The sequence below is a fragment of the Pseudomonas sp. FW305-3-2-15-E-TSA4 genome (assembly GCF_058787295.1).
In genome coordinates, this window is sequence record NZ_JBYSZP010000004.1 from 17,969 (window position 1) to 39,361 (window position 21,393).

19 protein-coding genes and 2 pseudogenes are annotated in these 21,393 nt (G+C 57.8%); 13 read left to right on the forward strand and 8 right to left on the reverse strand.

The annotated features are described in order from the left end of the window. Window positions 1-45: 45 nt before the first annotated feature. A complete protein-coding gene (locus AC3WMV_RS06265; RefSeq protein ID WP_027612633.1) occupies window positions 46-819 on the reverse strand; it encodes an ABC transporter substrate-binding protein in 774 nt (257 codons plus the stop codon). Between the two features lie 829 nt (window positions 820-1,648). Further along, window positions 1,649-3,604, reverse strand: coding sequence for an acetate--CoA ligase (acs, locus tag AC3WMV_RS06270; protein WP_096795023.1), 1,956 nt, complete (start codon window positions 3,602-3,604; stop codon window positions 1,649-1,651). Window positions 3,605-4,079: 475 nt separating this feature from the next. On the opposite strand from acs, the gene AC3WMV_RS06275 reads away from it, so the two are divergent. The 3 genes from AC3WMV_RS06275 to AC3WMV_RS06285 all read left to right on the forward strand — a co-directional run bounded on the left by AC3WMV_RS06275 (window position 4,080) and on the right by AC3WMV_RS06285 (window position 7,064). Further along, window positions 4,080-4,340 carry a DUF2790 domain-containing protein gene (locus AC3WMV_RS06275; RefSeq protein ID WP_027612631.1) on the forward strand — a complete coding sequence of 87 codons (261 nt, stop codon included), beginning with the start codon at window positions 4,080-4,082 and terminating at the stop codon, window positions 4,338-4,340. A gap of 565 nt (window positions 4,341-4,905) precedes the next feature. Continuing rightward, window positions 4,906-6,156 (forward strand): ribonucleotide-diphosphate reductase subunit beta, encoded by a 1,251-nt coding sequence (locus tag AC3WMV_RS06280; RefSeq protein ID WP_003227292.1) that lies wholly within the window; start codon window positions 4,906-4,908, stop codon window positions 6,154-6,156. Between the two features lie 347 nt (window positions 6,157-6,503). Beyond that, window positions 6,504-7,064, forward strand: a complete 561-nt coding sequence (locus AC3WMV_RS06285) for a BRO-N domain-containing protein (RefSeq protein WP_103368961.1) — start codon at window positions 6,504-6,506, stop codon at window positions 7,062-7,064. Here AC3WMV_RS06285 and AC3WMV_RS06290 read toward each other — a convergent pair. Next, window positions 7,030-7,842 (reverse strand): HNH endonuclease, encoded by an 813-nt coding sequence (locus AC3WMV_RS06290; protein ID WP_041066501.1) that lies wholly within the window; start codon window positions 7,840-7,842, stop codon window positions 7,030-7,032. The two genes, AC3WMV_RS06285 and AC3WMV_RS06290, sit on opposite strands and share 35 nt — an antisense overlap. Before the next feature lie 261 nt (window positions 7,843-8,103). Here AC3WMV_RS06290 and AC3WMV_RS06295 point away from each other — a divergent pair, with 261 nt between their 5' ends. Next, window positions 8,104-9,087, forward strand: coding sequence for a hypothetical protein (locus tag AC3WMV_RS06295; RefSeq protein WP_103368960.1), 984 nt, complete (start codon window positions 8,104-8,106; stop codon window positions 9,085-9,087). Between the two features lie 3 nt (window positions 9,088-9,090). On the opposite strand, the gene AC3WMV_RS06300 is transcribed toward AC3WMV_RS06295, so the two are convergent. Together AC3WMV_RS06300 and AC3WMV_RS06305 are read right to left on the reverse strand one after the other, a co-directional pair. Then, window positions 9,091-10,227, reverse strand: a complete 1,137-nt coding sequence (locus tag AC3WMV_RS06300; protein ID WP_103368959.1) for a hypothetical protein — start codon at window positions 10,225-10,227, stop codon at window positions 9,091-9,093. Between the two features lie 63 nt (window positions 10,228-10,290). Next, window positions 10,291-11,106 carry a sulfite exporter TauE/SafE family protein gene (locus tag AC3WMV_RS06305; protein ID WP_103368958.1) on the reverse strand — a complete coding sequence of 272 codons (816 nt, stop codon included), beginning with the start codon at window positions 11,104-11,106 and terminating at the stop codon, window positions 10,291-10,293. A gap of 112 nt (window positions 11,107-11,218) precedes the next feature. Between AC3WMV_RS06305 and AC3WMV_RS06310 the strand changes: the two genes are divergently transcribed. Together AC3WMV_RS06310 and AC3WMV_RS06315 are read left to right on the forward strand one after the other, a co-directional pair. After that, window positions 11,219-11,986: an AraC family transcriptional regulator gene (locus AC3WMV_RS06310; protein WP_103368957.1), complete on the forward strand. Its 768-nt coding sequence runs from the start codon at window positions 11,219-11,221 to the stop codon at window positions 11,984-11,986. Window positions 11,987-12,079: 93 nt separating this feature from the next. Beyond that, on the forward strand, window positions 12,080-12,388 hold the full coding sequence (locus tag AC3WMV_RS06315) for a helix-turn-helix domain-containing protein (protein WP_027612618.1): 309 nt from the start codon (window positions 12,080-12,082) through the stop codon (window positions 12,386-12,388). Window positions 12,389-12,397: 9 nt separating this feature from the next. On the opposite strand, the gene AC3WMV_RS06320 is transcribed toward AC3WMV_RS06315, so the two are convergent. Next, the gene (locus AC3WMV_RS06320; protein ID WP_103368956.1) at window positions 12,398-13,915 is read right to left on the reverse strand and encodes an amidase family protein; all 1,518 of its coding nucleotides are present in this window, start codon (window positions 13,913-13,915) and stop codon (window positions 12,398-12,400) included. Window positions 13,916-14,027: 112 nt separating this feature from the next. Further along, window positions 14,028-15,104, reverse strand: a complete 1,077-nt coding sequence (locus AC3WMV_RS06325; RefSeq protein WP_103368955.1) for an MBL fold metallo-hydrolase — start codon at window positions 15,102-15,104, stop codon at window positions 14,028-14,030. Between the two features lie 216 nt (window positions 15,105-15,320). Between AC3WMV_RS06325 and AC3WMV_RS06330 the strand changes: the two genes are divergently transcribed. From AC3WMV_RS06330 to AC3WMV_RS06350, 5 genes and pseudogenes are all read left to right on the forward strand, one after another. Next, a complete protein-coding gene (locus AC3WMV_RS06330) occupies window positions 15,321-15,929 on the forward strand; it encodes a TetR/AcrR family transcriptional regulator (protein WP_027612615.1) in 609 nt (202 codons plus the stop codon). A gap of 156 nt (window positions 15,930-16,085) precedes the next feature. Next, window positions 16,086-17,135: a diguanylate cyclase gene (locus AC3WMV_RS06335; protein ID WP_103368970.1), complete on the forward strand. Its 1,050-nt coding sequence runs from the start codon at window positions 16,086-16,088 to the stop codon at window positions 17,133-17,135. A 303-nt stretch (window positions 17,136-17,438) separates the two neighbouring features. Beyond that, a pseudogene (locus AC3WMV_RS06340) lies at window positions 17,439-18,122 on the forward strand (PAS domain-containing protein); the annotation flags it as partial. 108 nt (window positions 18,123-18,230) lie between these two features. After that, a pseudogene (locus AC3WMV_RS06345) lies at window positions 18,231-18,668 on the forward strand (methyl-accepting chemotaxis protein); the annotation flags it as partial. Between the two features lie 144 nt (window positions 18,669-18,812). Next, entirely contained in the window at window positions 18,813-19,346 is a 534-nt protein-coding gene (locus AC3WMV_RS06350) for a DUF1003 domain-containing protein (RefSeq protein WP_027612612.1), read from the forward strand. Here AC3WMV_RS06350 and AC3WMV_RS06355 read toward each other — a convergent pair whose 3' ends face one another. Then, window positions 19,347-20,288, reverse strand: a complete 942-nt coding sequence (locus tag AC3WMV_RS06355) for a LysR family transcriptional regulator (RefSeq protein WP_103368969.1) — start codon at window positions 20,286-20,288, stop codon at window positions 19,347-19,349. It lies immediately after the preceding gene. A 51-nt stretch (window positions 20,289-20,339) separates the two neighbouring features. Here AC3WMV_RS06355 and AC3WMV_RS06360 point away from each other — a divergent pair, with 51 nt between their 5' ends. Continuing rightward, the gene (locus tag AC3WMV_RS06360) at window positions 20,340-21,041 is read left to right on the forward strand and encodes a CTP synthase C-terminal region-related (seleno)protein (protein WP_103368954.1); all 702 of its coding nucleotides are present in this window, start codon (window positions 20,340-20,342) and stop codon (window positions 21,039-21,041) included. Beyond that, window positions 21,038-21,352, forward strand: a complete 315-nt coding sequence (locus AC3WMV_RS06365) for an antibiotic biosynthesis monooxygenase family protein (RefSeq protein ID WP_096795038.1) — start codon at window positions 21,038-21,040, stop codon at window positions 21,350-21,352. Before AC3WMV_RS06360 ends, AC3WMV_RS06365 begins: the two co-directional genes overlap by 4 nt. Window positions 21,353-21,393 lie beyond the last annotated feature (41 nt).

Below are 21,393 nucleotides of genomic sequence, written 5' to 3' on the forward strand. Positions count from 1 at the left end.
GAGATCCTGTTGCTTGCGCCATTTCTGACTTGTCGCAGAGACGTGTTACTTGCCGTAGATATCGAAGGCGAAGTACTTGTCCTGGATAGCTTTGTATTTACCGTTTTCACGGATGGCCGCGATGGCAGCGTTGATCTTATCTTTCAGCGCGTCACCCTTGCGCACAGCAATGCCTACGCCGTCGCCGAAGTATTTGACGTCGGTGAACTGCGGGCCAACGAAGGCGAAGCCTTTGCCGGAATCAGTGTTCAGGAAGCCGTCTTGCAGCAGAGTGGCGTCAGCCACAGTACCGTCGAGGCGACCGGCGGCCACGTCGAGGTAGATTTCGTTCTGCGAACCGTATGGCTTGATCTCGGCACCCAGCGGGGCCAGGACTTCGCGGGCGAAACGCTCGTGAATCGAACCACGTTGTACACCGATGTTTTTACCCTTGAGCTCAGACAGGTTGTCGCTGACAACGGTGCCTTGCTTCATGACCAGACGGGCCGGGGTGTTGTAGTACTTGTTGGTGAAGTCCACGGACTTCTTGCGGTCTTCGGTGATCGACATCGACGACAGGATCGCGTCGATCTTGCGTACTTTCAGTGCCGGGATCAGACCGTCGAACTCTTGCTCGACCCACTGGCACTTGACCTTCATTTCTTCACACAGGGCATTGCCGATGTCGTAGTCGAAACCAACGATGCTGCCATCCGGCGCTTTGGAAGCGAACGGAGGGTAAGCCGCTTCGATACCGATCTTCAGAGGTTTTTCATCAGCGAAGGAATTCAGCGACAGCACGGACAGTGCCAGGGCGCCAAGCAGCACAAGTTTCTTCATCTTGGGACTCCATCGGTAAAGGGCAAAAACGGCAGAGTGAGCGACAGCCCAATATGCGAATGGGTGAATCGGGAAAGCGGTGCAGCATCGGTGGGAAATTTCCCGGTGAAACCTCCAGGGGTTTCAACGTCAGCCACGATGAGCGAGTGATCGGCATTCTAACGACAGGCCCGAAGCCGATATTTCTTCAATGCGACAACTAATTACAGATGCACAGAGAAACCCGCTTGAGCGCATTGACAGCCTTGCAAATTCATGCAAGAGCGAAAGACAGTGAACCGATCTATGCTGCAAATTGCGGGCCTATTATTCGCAAACCCTTCTAATCCGGCAAGCGCAGCGTTGTGTCTTATTTTTCACCGGGGGTTTTGAGGCTCTAAAACGGGGCATTGCGTTTCCCTTCGCCCCGCGGCGGGGCGGGCGGTTACACATTTGGTTACTCGGGTAGGCATGGGTAACAGCGGGAAATGGCTTGCACAGGAAATCGATAATTATTGGTTGGGTGGGTTTGGGTTTCTGACAGGGGATTACTGCGGCGTCTGAGAGATTGCCTTCGCGAGCAAGCCCGCTCCCACAGTGGCCCTGCATTCTTTCAGACGGACCGCGATCAACCTGTGGGAGCGAGCCTGCTCGCGAAGAGGCCCCACCACAAACCCACCAGACAAAATAGCCCCGGCTGGACTGCATTCCTCCAGACAGAACACACCTCAACCTGTGGGAGCGGGCTTGCTCGCGAAGGGGCCAGCCCTGCCACCCCAAAAACTCCAGATACAAAAAAGCCCCACCCGGCATACACCGGACGGGGCTTTGTTCTTTTCAGACGTTCTACTTAAGCCACATTCATCGTCTTGTGCGTATCAATCAAATGCTGCACCACACCCGGATCCGCCAGGGTCGAGATATCCCCCAACCCATCGTACTCAGCCGTAGCAATCTTGCGCAGAATCCGCCGCATGATCTTGCCCGAACGGGTCTTCGGCAGCCCCGGCGCCCACTGGATCACGTCCGGCGAAGCGATCGGGCCGATCTCTTTGCGCACCCAGTTCTTTAGCTCCAGACGCAGTTGCTCGCTCGGCTCTTCGCCATTCTTCAAGGTGACGTAGACATAAATGCCCTGCCCCTTGATGTCGTGCGGCACACCAACCACCGCCGCTTCGGCGACTTTCGGGTGGGCGACCATCGCGCTTTCGATCTCGGCGGTGCCCATGCGGTGGCCGGAGACGTTGAGCACGTCGTCGACACGCCCGGTGATCCAGTAATAACCATCGGCATCACGCCGCGCACCGTCACCGGTGAAGTACATGCCACGGAAGGTCTTGAAATAGGTGTCGACGAAGCGGTCGTGATCGCCATACAGCGTGCGCGCCTGACCCGGCCACGAATCGAGAATCACCAGATTGCCCTCGGCCTCGCCTTCGATAATGTTGCCGAGGTTGTCGACCAGCGCCGGCACCACACCGAAGAATGGACGTGCCGCCGACCCCGGCTTCAGTGCATGCGCCCCCGGCAGCGGGCTCATCATGTTGCCGCCGGTTTCGGTCTGCCACCAGGTATCGACAATCGGGCAACGCGACTTGCCGACATTCTTGTAGTACCAGTCCCAGGCTTCCGGGTTGATCGGCTCGCCGACCGAACCGAGCAGACGCAGGCTGCTGCCATCCGCGCCCTCAACAGCAGCGGTGCCGGACGCCATCATCGCGCGGATCGCGGTCGGCGCTGTGTAGAGGATGTTGACCTTGTGCTTGTCGACGATCTTCGCCACCCGGGTGATGTCCGGGTAGTTCGGCACGCCTTCGAACAGCAGCGTGGTCGCGCCATTGGCCAGCGGGCCGTAGACGATGTAGCTGTGGCCGGTGACCCAGCCGACGTCGGCGGTGCACCAGTAGATTTCGCCCGGACGGTAGTCGAACACACGCTCGTGGGTCATCGCCGCGTACAGCAGATAACCGCCGGTGGTGTGCTGCACGCCCTTCGGCTTGCCGGTCGAGCCGGAGGTATAAAGGATGAACAGCGCTTCTTCGGCGCCCATTTCTTTTGGCGCGCAGACAGTGCCCGCCACTTTCATCAGGTCTTCGTACCAGATGTCGCGATGCTGGTTCCACTTGATGTCGCCACCGGTGCGCTTGCACACGATGACTTTCTGGATGCTGCTGGTTTCCGGGTTGGTCAGCGCGTCGTCGACGTTGGCTTTCAGCGAGATCTTCTTGCCGGCACGGATGCCTTCGTCAGCAGTGATCACCACTTTCGAGCGGCAGTCGATGATCCGCCCCGCCAGCGCTTCCGGCGAGAAACCACCGAACACCACCGAATGAATCGCGCCGATCCGCGTGCAGGCCAGCATGGCGACCACGGCTTCGGGGATCATCGGCATATAGATAGTCACCACATCGCCGCGGTGTACGTCCTGACCACGCAGGGCGTTGGCCAGTTTGCACACTTGTTCGTGCAGTTCGCGATAGGTGATGTTACGGCTTTCGGAAGGATCGTCGCCTTCCCAGATGATTGCGACTTGGTCGCCGCGCTCGGCCAGATGACGGTCGAGGCAGTTGTAGGAAACGTTCAGGGTGCCGTCGGCGAACCATTTGATGTCGACATGGTGATCGTCGAAGGAAGTCTGCTTCACCGTGGTGAAAGGCTTGATCCAGTCGAGGCGCTTGGCTTGCTCGCGCCAGAAACCGTCAGGGTTGACGACCGACTGCTGGTACATGGCTTTGTAGGTCGCCTCGTCAGTCAGCGTATTGGCCAGAACCTCGGGACGAACGGGATACAGAGAAGCCGCACTCATCTTTCTTACCTCGGTGGAATAGTTGTTTTTGTATGACCCCGTTGTAGCCGGGCCGGGCCCATAGAACCATTCGACGATGGTAGTAACAAGCCCCTACAAAACATGGCGATACCCAGACAGCAAGCCCGACGCACTACCCTCAAACACCCCAAACCCCTTGTAGGAGCTTGCCTGCAAGCGATCCAGACAACTCGGTTCCCCAGACAAATTGCATCGCCAGAAAACGCTCTTCCCCACCCTAACGACCGATTGTTACCAAAACCGCGAAAAGTGTTTATCAAAACCCCACCTGTTTACCCCCACCCCTCCTCCCTAAAATCCACCTCGCCGACAAGGCAAACGCGATTAACAACGTTACAGCCCCCACGAAGGCCGTTAATCCAGCTCTCAAGTAATAACTGCAAATGATGAAGTTCCACACGCAACCCTAAAAAGGTTGCGTGACCCCACTCGACCTCAAAAAGGTAAATCTGAAATGAAAGCTTTATTGGTTCTGGCCCTCAGCAGTCTGTGCGCAACCGCCATGGCAGACGAGGTCCCGACTGATGTCGCACAGCAACAACCGGTGATCGAGGAATACACTTACTCCACTCACCTGGACATCGCCAAAGTTGTATCGATGAGCGAAGTGCCGAATGTCTGCGAAGTGGTACCGGCCAAAATGGAGTACGACGACTCCAAGGGTCAGCGCCACATCCTGCGTTACAGCGTCATGGGCAACGGCTGCACCAATTGATGATTGAGACTGCACCGAATCAGACCGCTCAGCGCCTCATTTGAGGGTCGATTCCAGCCCGGCTTCGGTCGGGCTCAGTTGTGTCTGGAGTCGCTCAAAAGGCTTGCAAAACACAAGATATAGTGAAAAACCCGGTTTTTTGCTCATTTCTTGAGCAACCAAAGCCTCGCAAAAAAATTAATGAAAAAAAAATCTCGCCGGCCAATCCCAGCGAAAGCCCTGTAAACCCTCGCTCCGATCGAAATCACCCGGCCAATCGAACGGCCTGCGGTGTTTCGCCCTCCCCCACGCCCGCGTTTTTTTCCCTATAATGCCGCCCTAATCGGGTCAGCAATATTCCCTTACAGGGAGCAAAAGCCATTCTGAAGCCCCGCAGCAGCGTCAACGCTGATATGCGCCCGTCAGAGGCTCTCGGAAACCCGTACAAAATTCTGTTTTATTGCCTGCCTTGGCTGCCGCAAAAAACGATTCCTTAAGATCCAACGCGGTCTGTACGACCGTGTGAAAAACCAACCAATCAGGTTTCACACGGGGCGACAGGCCCTCACGCAGGAGACGACACGTCATGCTGAGCTGGGACGAATTCGACAAAGAAGACAGTGAAGTAGCAACCGTGAAAGGCGCCAACGCCGGCCACGCTACTGAAGCCAACATGGACCGCCTCGACAGCGCCGGCGGTGCCGCAGCGCTGGAAGCCCGCGCCGTGACCGCCGACGACTCGGCCGCCGTGGCCCGCGCCAAGGCTGCACTGGATTCCCTCGACGTCGCCGAAGGCCTCGCCGAACTCGAAGGCGCCTCCGCCCGTGTCGCCGTTGACGAAAAGCGCATGATCAACTGCCGCGCCGACCTCAACCAACTCGTACCTTTCAAGTACGACTGGGCCTGGCAGAAGTACCTGGACGGCTGCGCAAACCACTGGATGCCGCAAGAAGTCAACATGACCGCCGACATCGCCCTCTGGAAAAACCCGGAAGGCCTGACCGACGACGAGCGCCGCATCGTGATGCGCAACCTCGGCTTCTTCTCCACCGCCGACTCCCTGGTTGCCAACAACCTGGTGCTGGCCGTGTACCGCCTGATCACCAACCCGGAATGCCGCCAGTACATCCTGCGCCAGGCGTTCGAAGAGGCGATCCACACCCACGCCTACCAGTACTGCATCGAATCGCTGGCCATGGATGAAGGCGAGATCTTCAACATGTACCACGAGATTCCATCGGTCGCGAAAAAGGCAGCCTGGGGCCTGAAATACACCCGCTCGATCTCCGATCCGAAGTTCGAAACCGGCACCCCGGACACCGACAAAGAACTGCTGCGCAACCTGATCGCCTACTACTGCGTTCTGGAAGGCATCTTCTTCTACTGCGGCTTCACCCAGATCCTCTCCATGGGCCGCCGCAACAAAATGACCGGCGTCGCCGAGCAGTTCCAATACATCCTGCGCGACGAATCCATGCACCTGAACTTCGGCATCGACGTGATCAACCAGATCAAAATCGAAAACCCACACCTGTGGGACGCCGAAATGAAGGAAGAAGCGACCCAGATGATCCTGCAGGGTACGCAGCTGGAGATCGAATACGCCCGCGACACCATGCCTCGCGGCGTACTGGGCATGAACGCGGCGATGATGGAGGACTACCTGAAGTTCATCGCTAACCGTCGTTTGTCGCAGATTGGTTTGAAGGAAGAGTACCCAGGGACGACTAACCCGTTCCCTTGGATGAGCGAGATCATGGACTTGAAGAAAGAGAAGAATTTCTTTGAGACGAGAGTGATCGAATACCAAACTGGTGGTGCGTTGAGCTGGGACTAATGGTCTCGCTTGGCACGATTTTGACGATTGCTGCCTGAGTCGAAAAGTCGAGAAATCAAAAGCCCCGATTTGATCGGGGCTTTTTTATGGACGATTGGTAATCGTTTTTTACGCCTACGTCACAGCGCTCAATCTCCTACAGCACTTACAGCCGCGTCCCATTGAAGCCAGCAACGAGCACTACTAAGCTCTATCGCAGGTGCCTAAGAAACGCCCAACGTAGAAAGCTTGGTCAGTGACACAGACGTGTGATTCGTCGGTGACAACTGCTCTGCTCGTTGGGATTTCTTAAGTCCGCTCTACGTTGGGGTCAGGCCCTCCCAAAATCTAACGTAGAGGTCATAGATATGTCTGATCCGCTCCCGGTAATAGTGTTCTCTCGCCACAACCTTTCTCTCCATGCCCTTCTATTAGAAAACCAGCCTTGGTTCTCCGCTCGCGATGTCGGCCGCTTGATGGGTTTCCATCTGAATGATCGGGTGGTCAACAAGCTAGATAGCGATCAGCGCCGAGTCTTGTGGATTAAGTATTTTCGAGAACCAGAACAACAGCTGATGCTCAGTGAATCCGGGGTGTATGCGCTGTTGGTGTATCACTACGTACCGGCGAATCGGTTGTTGCGTGAGTGGTTGACCAACGAGGTCGTGCCAACCTTGCGGGATGCTGCGGATTCAGGAGATTCGAATCGGCCAATGTTGAGCTTATTGGATTGGCCGGAGATGTCATTGAGTTTGCTGCATTGGCAGGATGAGGGCTGGATTCGGCTTCGGGATATGCCTTACCTGTTAAATGATCAGCCGCGACGACGAACGGTCGAAGCTAATCCTTGGTGGCGGCGGGTCGTAAATACGTTGCAGTTATCTGCACATTCACTTAGGTCAAATCATCGAAAACCCAGCGACCGTTGAGAAGCCCTTTCAATTGCTCAACACTCAGTAATTGCTGAGGCTTTCTATGAACAATTGCGTGGCAATTTGCACAGAGAGGAACAAGGTCAGTCACTGGATCGACAACCTGTTCCTCTTCAAATTCGGAAATGGGCTTCACGTGATGCACATGAATGAAGCCCTTCGCGTGCTCCCCATAGGCTTTCTCAAAGTCAAAATCACATGCTTTGCATAGAAGACCATGAATAGCGATAGCCTGACGTCTAAGCTTGGGACAACGCTCGTATCTCACACCGTAATAAGTGGATTTTTTACCTTCAGTACCAACGATTACGGTTTCAAAATCCTCTGTACCGTCAACCTGGCTGAAGTCATCTGCCTGCGATTGCGTCAGCACAGCATTGGATGAGATCCGATCGAACACAGTTTGATCAATGGACCGAACACCGTTACGCCAGTAATTGTTCTTTAGATTTGAGGGAATTTGCTCAAGGTACTCCCCCTCGAGCTTTATTGGGATTGCCGACTCAAACTGACGAAAATCCTCAATGGAGGCAAACAGGTCTCCTCGCTTACTGTTCTTGTCTGCATACACCCTCCCTATCCGAGCCAAACCAAAATAATGAGGTGCAGAACTCAAACGTAATGCTGCAAAAGCCTTATTTTTCAGTTTCCCCTTGTAGTAGAGAACTTCTGTTCCCTGGACAAGGATTTCCTTGTACCGCTTCGGGAAGTGGTAGAGAACCCCAGTTTGATCGGCCCATTTTGACAAATCATTCTCGGCAATTACGGCTGGCATCAACTCATCCTCTTATCAGAGGCTAGAGATTACCAAATCTAGAGAAAAGTCCTACACGACTTACGGAAGGCTCTCACAACTGACTCAAGCCAAGTTTTCAGCCTTTCGGTGCGACATGTGTTCCACCTCTCGCTCTTAAATTGCTTTGACGGAGCCTAGAAAATGACCGGATCACTGCATCAAAAAAAGAATTAGTAGGTGCACCACCACGCGCCTCCCGCTATTAATACCCCTCCCCCACTCAAGGATCCGAGCTCTGCCATGAAATTCGATCTCGCCTACTGCCTCAGTCTCGACGACAAGTTGTCGATCTATGACGTTCGCGATCTCAATTTCGATGAGACGGTGGCCTTCGACTCTGCGAAGGAACACTTCCAGTGCCCCAACGATGCCTGTCGTTCGGCGTTTGATGCGTCGAACGAGTTGGGCACGTTCAACGCCAAGAACGTGAATTACGTGCGTACACCGCACTTCAAAAACTTGCCCGGTACGCAGCATGTGGCGGGTTGTCCGTATGTGAGTTTGAAGGCGTCGGCGTCGGGGGTTGAGACGGCGGAGGGTGAGGTGGATGACGGGCGGGAGGAGCATTTTCCGTCGGAGTTGTTGCTGACGCGGCGTGAGTATGTGCGCAAGCCTGCTGCGCCGGCGGGGGCGGCGGATGTGTTGCGGGATGATCCGGTGCGGGTGGCGCAGGTGAGTTCCAAGGAGCCGCCGGGGCGCGAGACGGCGCCGGACAAGACCAGTGTGTTTGCGCATCCGGTGGAGTGTTTTGTGTCGAACTTCGCCGACAAGGAGTTGCTTAAGCGCATGCCGTTGAAGATCGGCGAGCACACGGCGCCTTATGGCTCGTTCTTCAAGAAGATCGAGTATCTGACGGACAACAAGGGGCTGATTTACTGGGGCAAGATCAAGGAGATCAAGGATTACACCCAGAGTTTTCGCATCGATTTCGTGCAGAAGGTCTGGTTCAAGCAGGCGGATGAGGCGAAGAAGAAGCCGTATTCGGTGAACGTGTACTTGAGCAAGAAGTTGATCGACAACTACCGCAAGCGCAAGGCGTTTCTGGAAGAGATCAAGCACGCGATCGACAGTGGCAAGGAGTTGTTCTGTTTCTTCTATGGCGTGACGCCGGAGTTGAAGCAGGTGCCGAGCAAGAAGAACCCCGAACAGACGTTCGGGGTGTTCAGTGCCAACATCGAGAACCTGGATCACTTCATTGTGCGGGAAGCGCCGGGGTTGGCGTGATGGTTAGCCTTTGGGCAGCTGTATTTTGGCAGCGCCACGGTGCTGGTTGACCAGCGAGTACGGCAGCACTGACCAATCGGGGTTGTCGCAGTTACGTTGGTAACGGGCGAAGTAAGCGCCCAGGTAAATCCCCTTCGGTGTGAAGTGCCAGTTGGAATAACCCCAGACGCTTTCATCGGTGTAATCGCAACTGCCGTCATCTTCGGCGGGCTTCTTCATCTCTTCGGGATAGAGCGTGGTGAACTGTTTGACCAGCCACGGTGCCATGACTTTCATCTGATCATATTCGGTGGCCGCGCTGTTGGGTTCACCGATCCACAGTACATCTTTGAGTTTCAACAATTCGCCGGTGTGGACGTCGAGGTTGATTGGCGAACTGCCGAAATCCGGGTGGGCACCGCCGCAGCTGTAACCGGTGGAGATGTCCAGGCTGACCACGTCGGGCGAGAGAAACTCAGGGGCAGCACCTTGATCGAATTCGGCGTATTCCCCGCCATCCATCATGCAGCGGTGATAGTCGATGACTTCAGTCCAGAGCCGTCCGAGCAAGTGGTTGTTGATCCGCTGCTGCTCTTCCTTCGTATAGCCAGACTCGACACTGAACAGCGAAATCTTCGACTCAGGCTCCGTCCACCATTGCAGGTCGTAGCCCATGAAGTTTTCTTTCTTCTCCGGTTTGAGCTTGAGCCCCTGTAAGCGCAAATACTCGTAGGGATCGCTCTTCGGCAGAGTGGCAATAAAGGGCAGCGTAGTTGCGCTCGGCGCAGGAAGTTTGGCTTCGGTCAGTTGCACCGGCAGCTTCTTGCCCTTGGGGTTTTGCCATTCGCCCTGCCAGCCATTGGCGGTGGATTTCAACTTCAGGGTTGGCAGCGGTTTGTCGTCGCCATAGCGGTTGTTGCCTTCAACAAGGTTCAACGTGCTGTCTTGCAGCGAGCCACTGAGCTCCAGGTCGCGGTGATACTTCTCATAGAAGTAGCGGCCGGTAACTTCGTCCTGCTGCGTGGTGTTGAGCTCCACCACAATCGGCATCTTGCCCAGCGTACCGGTGAACACGCGTCGGCCATCTTCGGCATGGGCGGTGGAAATCAGTGTGAACAGCGCCGCAGCGTATGGCGCCAGGCGCAGCAGTCCCTTGAGCATGGATCGATCCTTGAATGAATGAGGCTGCGGAGTATGCAGAGGATGCGTGCAGGAATCGAGGCTCTACTTGAGCAGCATGCCCAACATCACGATGATCAGCAGCGCGATATAAACCCAAGCATGCAGCCGATCCGGTATCCGCCCGATCCACGGCGTGGCCAACCGAATCCCGACCAACGACCCCAGCGTCAGCACCGCAAACGCCAGCAAATCCACATACCCTACAAACCACGCGCCCAGATCCGTCTCGCTGAAACCGGCCAGTGCCATGTAGGTCAGCGTCCCGGCCACGGCTACCGGCACGCTCAACGGGTTCGCCATGGATGTGGCCTGGGACATGCTCAGTCCGCAGCGGCGCAGGAGCGGTACGGTCATGACGCTTCCTCCTACACCGAGGAACGTAGCGATAGCGCCGATGCCTACGCCGCCGGCGGATATTTCCTTGCGATCCAATCGGCGTGGGATGACGCCTTCGCTGCGGGTGAGGAAGCCGCGCCTCAGTAGGCAGTCGATGATGGTCACGCCGAGGTAGGCGATGAAGGCGTAGCGAATGACCTCGCCGCTGACCCACACCGCGGCTATTGCGCCGATGATCGCGCCCAGGGCGATGAAGCCGCCGAGGGGCCACAGGTAATGGCGGATCAGGTTGCCGGCGCGACGGTGTTTGTCGGTGGCGATCAGGGCGTTGACGATCATCACGCAGGTCGAGGTGGCGACGGCGATGTGCATGGCCGATTGGCTGATGGGGTCGTCGGCGCCGTGACTGGCGGTGAGCATGCGGTAGAGCAGCGGCACGACGACGAAGCCGCCGCCGAAGCCGAACAGGACGGCGGTGACGCCGGTCAGGCAACCGAAGAGAGTCAACAGGAGGTAAAACATGGCGCGTCTTCCGGTGGTGGCGAGCGGTCGACGATAGAGCGACGCAGCTTGGCCTGCTTCAGCAACTCAGCCAATAATGTTTGCGTTTACGCCAACTACCGGGAAACGCTCGATGCGTAATGTTTCGATCAATCTGCTGGATCACACACCGCGCCCGGTGGTGGCGATCGGTACGGATTATTCCCACGGCCATCTGTTGCCATTTCATACACACCGGCGGGCGCAATTGCTGTACGGCGCGACTGGGGTGATGCAGGTCCGTACTCATGACGGCAATTGGGTGGTGCCGCCGCAGCGGGCGGTGTGGATTCCGCCGGGAGTGGCGCATGAGGTGCTGATGCTCGGCGTGAGTACGCGCAGTTTGTACATCGAGCCGGGGGCGGTAGATTTGGGCCAGCGTTGTCAGGTGATCAGCGTTTCACCGTTGATGCGGCACTTGTTGATGGAAGCGGTGGAAGTGCCGCTGACTTATGACCTCGAAGGACGCGACGGCGTATTGATCGAGCTGTTGCTGCATGAACTGGCGCGCAGTGCGCCCCTGCCCTTGCACATTCCGTTGCCGACTGACGGAAAGCTGCTCGCTTTGTGTCAGACCTTTCTGCTTCAGCCGAACGCCCATCAGTCGCCGCAACACTGGGCCGAGCAGTTGCACATAAGCTTGCGCACCTTCAACAGACTGTTTCGGCAGCAGACCGGGTTGAGCTTCAGCCAATGGCGGCAACAGGCCTGCGTGGTGCTGGCGCTGGCGCGGCTGGCGGCCGGTGAAGCGGTGACGCGGATCGCCCTGGACTTCGGTTATGAGAGCCCGGCGGCGTTCTCGACGATGTTCCGGCGCATCCTCGGACAGGCACCGTCCGTCTGGTTGGAGGCGGCGAACTAGGGCAAATCAAAAAATGCGTTTGATCCCGGCCGAAAACAACTGTACAAAAACACAGTACATTTTCAATCAGCACTCTTGAGCCCGGAGCACACCATGGCCTCTCTTGCGATGAACCACATCCTCGAACGCATTGCCCTTTTCCAGTTCACCCCGACGCACTGCGTCCAGGCCCGAGCGATGCTGGGCTGGAGCGTGGAACAACTGTCGCGCGAGGCGGAGGTTGCGGTGGATGATATCCAGCGGTTTGAAGCGCAGCAGGACGTGGCGGATGCGACGCGGCTGGCGTTGGCTTATCGGTTTGAGGCACAGGGGTTGGTGTTCTTTCCCGGGTTTGCGCCGGGTCGCAAATTGAATCCCCAGGCCATGCAGCAGAACGTTGCAGAGCGTGGGGATTTTGCTTAGGTGGAATAATTACTTGAACGCAGGGTGCCGCAGCTCGGCCGAGGCTTGTTCATAGCTGTAGGCCATGGCGAACAATTGCGGCTCGCTCCATGCTTTACCGAAAAAGAACACGGACGTGGGTATGCCGTTAGCGCTCATGCCCGATGGCAGGGTTACCGCCGGATAACCAGCCACTGCGGCAGAAAATTGCGAGTAACCATCCGCTTCGGCAACCATTGCGTCGAGGTTGTGTTCGCGCAGTTGCTCGTCAATGGCGTCCTTGAAGTTTTTGCTGATGCTCAAGATCGATCCGCTGGCCTGTTCGTGAGTCATGTCCAGCGCATTCATCGCTTCGAGCGTGGCCTGCCCATAGCCCTCCTTGCCGGGATTGAGCTGATTGAAGTCGATCAGGTCCTGCAACGACTGGATCGGCAGACCGGAACGGCTGACGAGATATTCAGGCAATTCGTATTTCATCGCGCCCATCAGACCGGGTACGAAATTATCGATATCAGGTAAACGAATGGTCACTGGCACGAGCGTCGCACCTTGTTTCTCGAGTGTGATCATTGCCTTCTGAAACTCCACTCCGGTAGTCAGGACCACGCCGTCCGTTCCCTCGTAAGCGGCGGGATAACCGATACGCTTGCCTTGCAGGGCATCGTTTGCCAGTAACGCGGTGTAGTCGATTCCTGTCGGGGCGATCGATGTCGCGGAGTCTGTCGCATCCGTGCCTTGCAACACGTTGAACATCAACGCTGCGTCACGGACAGTACGTGTCAAAGTACCAGGGGTATCTTGCAGACGGGTGATTGGCACCACCCCGGTGCGACTGAACAGACCCAAGGTGGGTTTGACGCCGATTACGCCATTGGCAGATGCCGGGCAAGTGATCGAACCGTTGGTTTCCGTACCCAAGGAGATCGGCGCGAAACCGGCAGCCACGGCAGCGGCCGATCCAGAACTGGAACCGCAGATTTCCTCGCTCAGTGCATGCGGGTTTTTCCCTTGCCCACCACGTCCGCTCCAACCATGGGGTAACCCCATTTCCCGCACATAAGCCCATTCGCTCATGTTGGCTTTACCCAGAATAATCGCGCCGGCATCCCGCAGCTGTTTAACCACAAAAGCATCGTTGGCTGCCGGCTGACCGACCATGGCCAAGGAGCCGGCGCTGGTTTGCAGGCTGTCGGCGGTATCAAAATTGTCTTTGAGCAGCACCGGAATACCATGCAACGGGCCACGCGACTGTCCCTCGTTACGCTCGTTATCCAGCGCGGTAGCTATTTCGATGGCTTGTGAATTCAGTTCGACGATGGCGTGGATAGCAGGACCGTGCTTGTCCAGCTCGGCAATTCGCTGTTGAAAGTGTTCAACCAGCTCAACAGCAGTGAGCTCATTGTCGGCCATCATTTTGCTGAGTTCACTGACGCTGGCGTAATGAAGATCAGTGGCCGAATGGGCACTGGCAGCGACTCCTGTCGCTGCCAGTGCGACCAATATGGATTTCGTCAGCGTATTCACGCGACGTTTGAAGAAATGCGTCATGTCTATCGTCCTTGTTTAGGCTAATCACGAGTGATTCATTCACTCGCGACCAAGCCTACCGAGGACATAGGAAAGAGCTGTCAGCCAGCTGGACTACCGACAGTAGGAAAAGTCATCCCGACTTGTAGCCGCTACCAGCAATTGGGGCGTTTTCCGACACATCCTGCTCCATATTCAGCCACCACGTGTGCCCCCGCTGCGGCTGCATCAAATTAAACGCCTCGCCCATTCGCGGCGTGGTAATCGAAACACTACGCTCCCAGGCCAGCGCCAGAATCCGGTCAAACGGTTCATGCCAGGCGTGCATTGCCAGGTCGAAGGTGCCGTTGTGGATCGGAAACAGCCAGCGGCCCTTGAGGTCGAGGTGCGCCTGCAGGGTTTCTTCGGGTTGCATGTGCACGTGTGGCCATTCGACGTTGTAGGCGCCGGTTTCCATCAGGGTCAGATCGAACGGGCCGTATTGTTCGCCGATGCGTTTGAAGCCGTCGAAGTAGCCGCTGTCGCCACTGAAGAAGATTCGCGTGTCGCCGTCGATCATCACCCACGAGGCCCACAGGGTGCTGTTGCTGTCGAACAGGCCGCGGCCGGAGAAGTGCTGCGAGGGAGTGGCAACGAAGCGGATGCCGGCGATTTCGGTGCCCTGCCACCAGTCGTACTGGCGAACTTTACTGGCGTCGATGCCCCATTTGATCAGGGTGTCGCCGACGCCCAGCGGGGTCAGGAAATAGTTGGTTTTAGCCGCCAGTTGCAGTACCGCCTGGTAATCGAGGTGGTCGTAATGGTTGTGCGACAGGATCACCGCTTCGATCGGCGGCAACTGGTCGATGCTGATCGGCGGCTGGTGAAAGCGTTTCGGGCCGGCCCATTGCACGGGCGAGGCGCGCTCGGCGAAGACCGGGTCAGTGATCCAGAATTTGTCGCGCATTTTCAGCAGCAGGGTCGAGTGGCCGAGGCGGTAAACGCTGTGATTCGGTGCTGCCAACAGCTCTTCACGGGTCAGCGGTTGCACCGGGATCGCGGCGGCCGGTCGGGTATTGCGCGGCTTGTTGAAAATCATGTTCCACATGATCCGCAGCATCTTGCGCCCACCTTCGCGCTGCACCGGCGCATGGTTACGGAACAGCCCTTGATCCTGGCGAGAGGCTTCAGGCGTGGAAGTTTGATCCGCAGAAAAATCTGGATTGGCCATGACTGAGAGACTCCAGAAAAACCGCGCAATTCACGGTTTTTCACGGTGGGACGATAAATGGCCAAAGCACGCACGCATCAGCCGAACTGTCTGTTTTTTAGGTTGCGCGGATTAACGCAACATTACACTGGGCGGTGTAGTTTCTAGGTTGCATGAAACGTAATGACAAGTAAACTGCCAAGTGTAATTCCACCCCTTTTCTGCCGAAGCGTACTTATGACAGCTCCACAACGCCTCACCGACCGCAAACGCGAAGCCATCATCCAGGCGGCAATTGCCGAATTCCGTGCCAACGGGTTCGAGGTCACCAGCATGGACAAGATCGCGGCCACCGCCGGGGTGTCGAAGCGCACGGTGTACAACCACTTTCCCAGCAAAGAAGAGTTGTTCGCCGAAATTCTCAACCAACTCTGGGCACGGATTACCGACGAGCAAGCCGTGACCTATCGCGCGGATCAGCCGCTGCGCGAGCAACTGCTGCCCATGTTGCTGGCTAAACTGCAGATGATGGCCGATGACAACTTTCTCGGGCTGGCACGGGTGGCGATTGCCGCCACCATCCATTCCCCGGAGCGCGCGCAGGACATGGTGGCGCGCATGGGCGAGCGCGAAGAAGGCCTGACGGTGTGGATTCGCGCTGCACTGGCGGATGGTCGGCTGAAAACCGTGAACGCAGAATTCGCCGCGCAGCAGGTGCAAGGGCTGTTGAAGTCGTTCGGTTTCTGGCCGCAGATTTCCATGGGCCTGCCGCCGCTGGATGCAGACACGCAAAAAGCCGTGGCCGAGTCGGCCATGGAGATGTTTCTGGCCAGATACCAGCTCTAAACCGGCCCTCTCCTGCGCCCCGCCACGATTAAATGGCTCGGAAGGACACTGATTATTCCCGTTGGAATAAATGACAATGTCCGACAATTGACCGACGAACGGTCAACCTGAAAAAACACTTCAAAGTATTTCAGGATGAATCTGGCGCAGGACATCATGGAAAATCAACGCGGCAAAGGCTTGTCATTCGCCAGACGCATTTATCTGCCCAGGATCATCGGTCTGGGTGTCGGCTTTTTCAGCGTCGCGGCCGCGCTGTATCCGCTGCACATGCCGAACTGGCTCTGGGCGCTGCTGGTGTTTAACGGTTTTATCTGGCCGCATCTGGCCTACCAGATTTCGACCCGCTCGACCTTCCCCTACCACGCCGAACGCCGCAACCTGTTGTACGACTCGTTGTGCGGGGGCTTCTGGACCGCGTGCTTTCAGTTCAATCCGCTGACCACCGTGACCATCCTGTCGATGATGACCATGAACAATGTCGCCGCTGGTGGACGACGTCTGTTCCTGCTGGGCGCTCTCGCCCAAATCGCCGGCGTGCTGCTGGGCTGTTTACTGTTCGGCTTCAAGTTCAGCCTGACTATGACGCAAATCGAGGTTTGGGCCTGCCTGCCGATGCTGACCTTGTACCCCTTGGCCTTGGGCATGGTCAGTTACCAACTGGCGATCAAACTTGCACAACACAAACGTGCACTCAGGGACCTGAGCCGCACCGACAGCCTCACCGGGCTGCTCAATCACGGCGCCTGGAAGGATCTGCTCCATACGCGTTTCACCCGGTGCCGAGATAACAACACCCAGGACATTCTGGCGCTGATCGACATCGATCATTTCAAGACCATCAACGACAACTATGGGCACATCGTTGGCGACGCCGTGCTGCGCGAGTTGAGCCAGGCACTCAAAGGGCTGCTGGCCGAAGGTGAACGGGCCGGTCGTTATGGCGGCGACGAGTTTTGCCTGATCCTGCCCGACCAGCCACTCAATAAAGCCGAGGCGCAAATGGAACGATTGCGTCAGGCGATGGATCAATATCGGCACCCGGATGTGCCAGAGCTACGCGTCAGCCTGAGTATTGGTCTGGCCCGGTTTCAGCCGACGTACAGCGACGCAGTTGCCTGGCTGGATGACGCCGACAAAGCGCTGTACACCGCCAAACACACCGGGCGCAACACCATCAGCGTGGCGCTGAGCAGTCCGGGCTAAGAAGACGCCCCCCCCTCTCTCAGCCTTGAAAAGGCTGCAAACAGGTTGATTCGCAATTTCTTGTACAACTCAACGCAGTTTGTATAAGATCGACTCGTCAGCCTGGATGCTGGCACTTTGCAGTCAATGACAAATGCTCATCCAGCATTTGCTCTGCCAGCGCGGAAACAGGGACACAAACCTCGTCTTTCCCTACTTCCAGGTACTGCCCCTATGTTTTTCAAACGCCACCAGTCCGAACTCAACGACCTTCAACACACCATCACCGAACAGAACGGCCTGCTTGAAGCGATCAATCGCTCCATGGCGGTGATCGAGTTCGACCTTGAAGGCGTAGTGTTAAAGGCCAATGACAACTTCCTCAAAACCATGGGCTACCGCGCCGAACAGGTGATCGGCCAGCCTCATCGCTTGTTCTGCACTCCGGAGTTTGGCCGCAGCGCGCAATACACCGAACTGTGGTCGCGCCTGAAAAACGGCCAGTTCCAGTCCGGTACCTTCGAGCGGATCAACAGCCAAGGCCAGCCGGTCTGGCTGGAAGCCAACTACAACCCGATCAAGGATGCGTCGGGGCGCGTGGTCAAAGTGGTCAAGTTCGCCATGGACGTGACGACCAAAGTCCAGCAGGAAAGCGAGGCCAACGCCAAGCTGCAGGCGATCGACCGGGCAATGGCGGTGATCGAATTCGACCTCAACGGCGGCATTCTCACCGCCAACCAGAATTTTCTGACGCGCATGGGTTACACGCTCGCTGAACTCAAGGGTAAACATCACCGCTTGTTCTGCCGCGCGGAGCTGGTCAACAGCAGCGCCTACGAGGATTTCTGGCGGCGGTTGAATCAGGGTGAGTTGTTCCAAGGCCAGTTCGAACGCGTCGACAAGCGCGGCCAGAGTGTGTGGCTGGAGGCCAACTACAACCCGGTGTACGACGCTGCCGGGCGGTTGTGCAAAGTGGTGAAATTCGCCACGGACGTCACCGCCCGCGTCGAGCAGCACGAGCACGATGCGCGCAGCGCCAGCGCTGCTTATCACATCTCGGTGGAAACCCGGAAAGTCGCCGAGCAAGGCACTCAGGTGATCCAGCAGGCGGCCAGTGAGATGCGCGAAATCGCTGACGATATCGCGCAGTCATCAACGCTGATCGCGCAACTTGGCGAACGCTCGGAGCAGATCACGGCGATCGTCAACACCATCCGCGCGATTGCCGACCAGACCAATCTGCTGGCGCTCAACGCAGCGATTGAAGCAGCGCGCGCCGGGGATCAGGGGCGCGGGTTTGCCGTGGTGGCGGACGAAGTGCGGCAACTGGCGGCGCGGACCAGCGGCTCGACGGCGGAGATATCCAACATGATCGGTTTGATCCAGAGCGAAACCCGCCAGGCGATCAAGAGCATGGAAGGCACACGCGGGCGGGCGGCACAAGGCGTTGAACTGGCGGATCAGGCCGGCAGCGTGATTCTGCAGATCCGCGATGGCGCCAGTGAAGCGGTGCAGGCGGTGAGCATGTTTGCCAATGAGCGGGCGCCGGGCTGAGAGACCGCGTCGCGGCCTTCGCGAGCAGGCTCGCTCCCACATTGGAATGCGTTCCCCTGTGGGAGCGGGCTTGCTCGCGAAAGGGCCATAAGCCGCGATGCAGGACTATAGTGACCCTCAGTCCCAAATCCTGCCGAGCCCATCATGACCACAGAAAAACCCGACGTCCCCGCGCCCGCCCCCGTCGACCACTTGCGCTTCCACCGCCCCCACGCCCACCTCAACACCACCTTCGGCAACGACACGTTCGCCTTGCGGGCCGAGGCCTTCGCGCGGTTCTTCGGCACGCCGACCTTTCTTGGCGCACAAACCCTGATCGTGCTGTTGTGGGTGTGCCTCAATGCGACGGGGATCACCACTTTCGACGTGTACCCGTTCATTCTGCTGAACCTCGCGTTCAGCCTGCAATCGGCCTACGCCGCACCGTTGATCCTGCTGGCACAAACCCGGCAAGCCGCGCGGGACAAGGCGCAATCGGACGCCGACGCACAGCACCGTGAAGCGCTGGCGGTGGCCAACAGTGAGCGCCAGGCCCAAGCGGCGCAGACCACCGCGCAACTGCTCGAACTGCTGGAACAGAATACCCGCCTCACCGAAATGACCAAGAGCCTGACCGAACGCATCGAAGGCCTGACCCGCGAACTGCATGCGCACATCTGCCAGAACCCGCAACGCTGATCATGGCAACCGCAGTGCCCGCCCCAGTTCATCGAACAGCGTGACCACCGAGCGCAATGCTCGGCAATCCGGGCGGGTCAGCAACCACAGCGCGGTGTCGTAGCCGTGCAACGGTTCGCTGAGAGCCTGTAAACCTCCGGTAATGAGAAAGTCCGGCAACGCCGCCACACCGAGTCCGCCGCGCACCAGTTCAGTCACCGACAGCATGCTGTTGCAGCGATAAGCCGGGGTCACGCCGGGCAACTGCTGACGGCGCCAGGCGACGGTCGGGTGATCCGGCAGAAACTCGTCCGGGGCGATCCAGGTCAGCGCCGCCAGATCCGTCGCATCGACGTTTTGCAGATAACGCGCACTGGCGCAGACCCGGTAGGAAATCTTCGCCAGTTGCCGTCCGACCAGATGCTCTGGCGGCGTACGCGTCAGGCGCAGGGCGATGTCGGCATCGCGGCGGTTGAGGTTGGCGAAATCGTTGGAGGTGCTCAGCTCGAGAGTCAACGCCGGATAGTTCGGCATGAACTGCGCCAGCGCCGGCAACAGCAGGCCTTGCAGCACCGAGTCGGTGCAGGTCAGGCGCACCGTGCCGCTGACCACTTCGCCGCCCTGCTCGACACCGATCCGCGCCGCTTCCAGTGCCTGCTCGGCGCGTTCGGCTTGCTCGGCCAGAGTCTGCGCGAGGGTGGTTGGCAGGTAACCGGCGCGGCTCTTTTCGAACAATTGCTGACCCAGCGCTGACTCCAGACGACGTACGGCGCGAAACACCGTCGACACGTCTACCCTGAGCAGCTGCGACGCCCGGGCCAGAGAGCCGCCGCGCACCAACGCAAGGATCAGCGCCAGATCCGGGTAATCGAGTCGATAGTGCGTCGCTGCATTGATCACTTGGGGAAACGCCAATATTGAGTGCGTGAACGCCAATCTATAGTGAGCCCCGGTGATCGACAACTGCACACCCTCCCCCAGAGGTTCATCACTCACTCAAATCAAGGAAATCCCATGGACGCCATTTCCATCGCCCTGATCGGCGATCACGATCCGCAAGTCACCGCCCACCAGGCGATCCCCGTTGCCCTCGGCCTGATCGCCGAGCAGTCCGGCCACAATGTGCAATTCGAATGGCTGCCCACCGAGCAGATTCACGCCGACACTGCGCTGGATCAATTCGACGGTTTCTGGTGCGTTCCGGGCAGCCCCTACAGAAACGAGGCTGGTGCACTCAGGGCCATTCGTTTTGCCCGCGAACAGCAGCGCCCTTTCCTCGGCACCTGCGGTGGTTTTCAGCATGCACTGCTGGAATTTTCCCGCAACGTGCTGGGCTGGGCCGATGCCGAACACGGCGAAACGTCACCGGATTCGCCGCGAGCCGTGCTCACGCCGCTGACCTGTGCGTTGGTGGAGGCGGTGGACAGCATTCATCTGGTCGCCGGATCGTTGATCGCCAAGGCGTACGAAACTTCGGAGATTCGTGAAGGCTATCGCTGCCGATTCGGGGTGAATCCGCAGTTCGAAAAAGAATTGCTGACTCATCAGCTACGCGCCGTGGGGCACGATTCGGCGGGCGACTTGCGCGCGATCGAATTGACTGACCATGTGTTTTTTGTCGCCACATTGTTTCAACCGGAACGTGCGGCGCTCAAGGGCCAGGTTCCGCCATTGGTGCGGGCGTTCGTCGAAGCGTGTGTGGTGCGACGCTCATGAAGCCGAAAGAGCCTTGCTTTGCAGTGATTTTCACCTCGACCCGCACCGAGGGTGACAACGGTTATGCGGCGGCGTCGGAACGGATGATGGAACTGGTCAGCCAGCAACCGGGGTTTCTCGGCATTGATTCGATTCGTGGGGAAGACGGGGTCGGGATCACCATTTCCTACTGGCAGAGCGAGGCGGCGATTCTGGCCTGGCGCGAGCATCCCGAGCACCGGGTGATCCAGGCGCGCGGGCGGGCGCAGTGGTATTCGAAGTTTCAGACCCGGGTGTGTCGGGTGGAGCGGGAGTACCGGTTTGGGCAGTGACTTTGGCGGCGCGCTGACTGGCCTCTTCGCGAGCAAGCCCG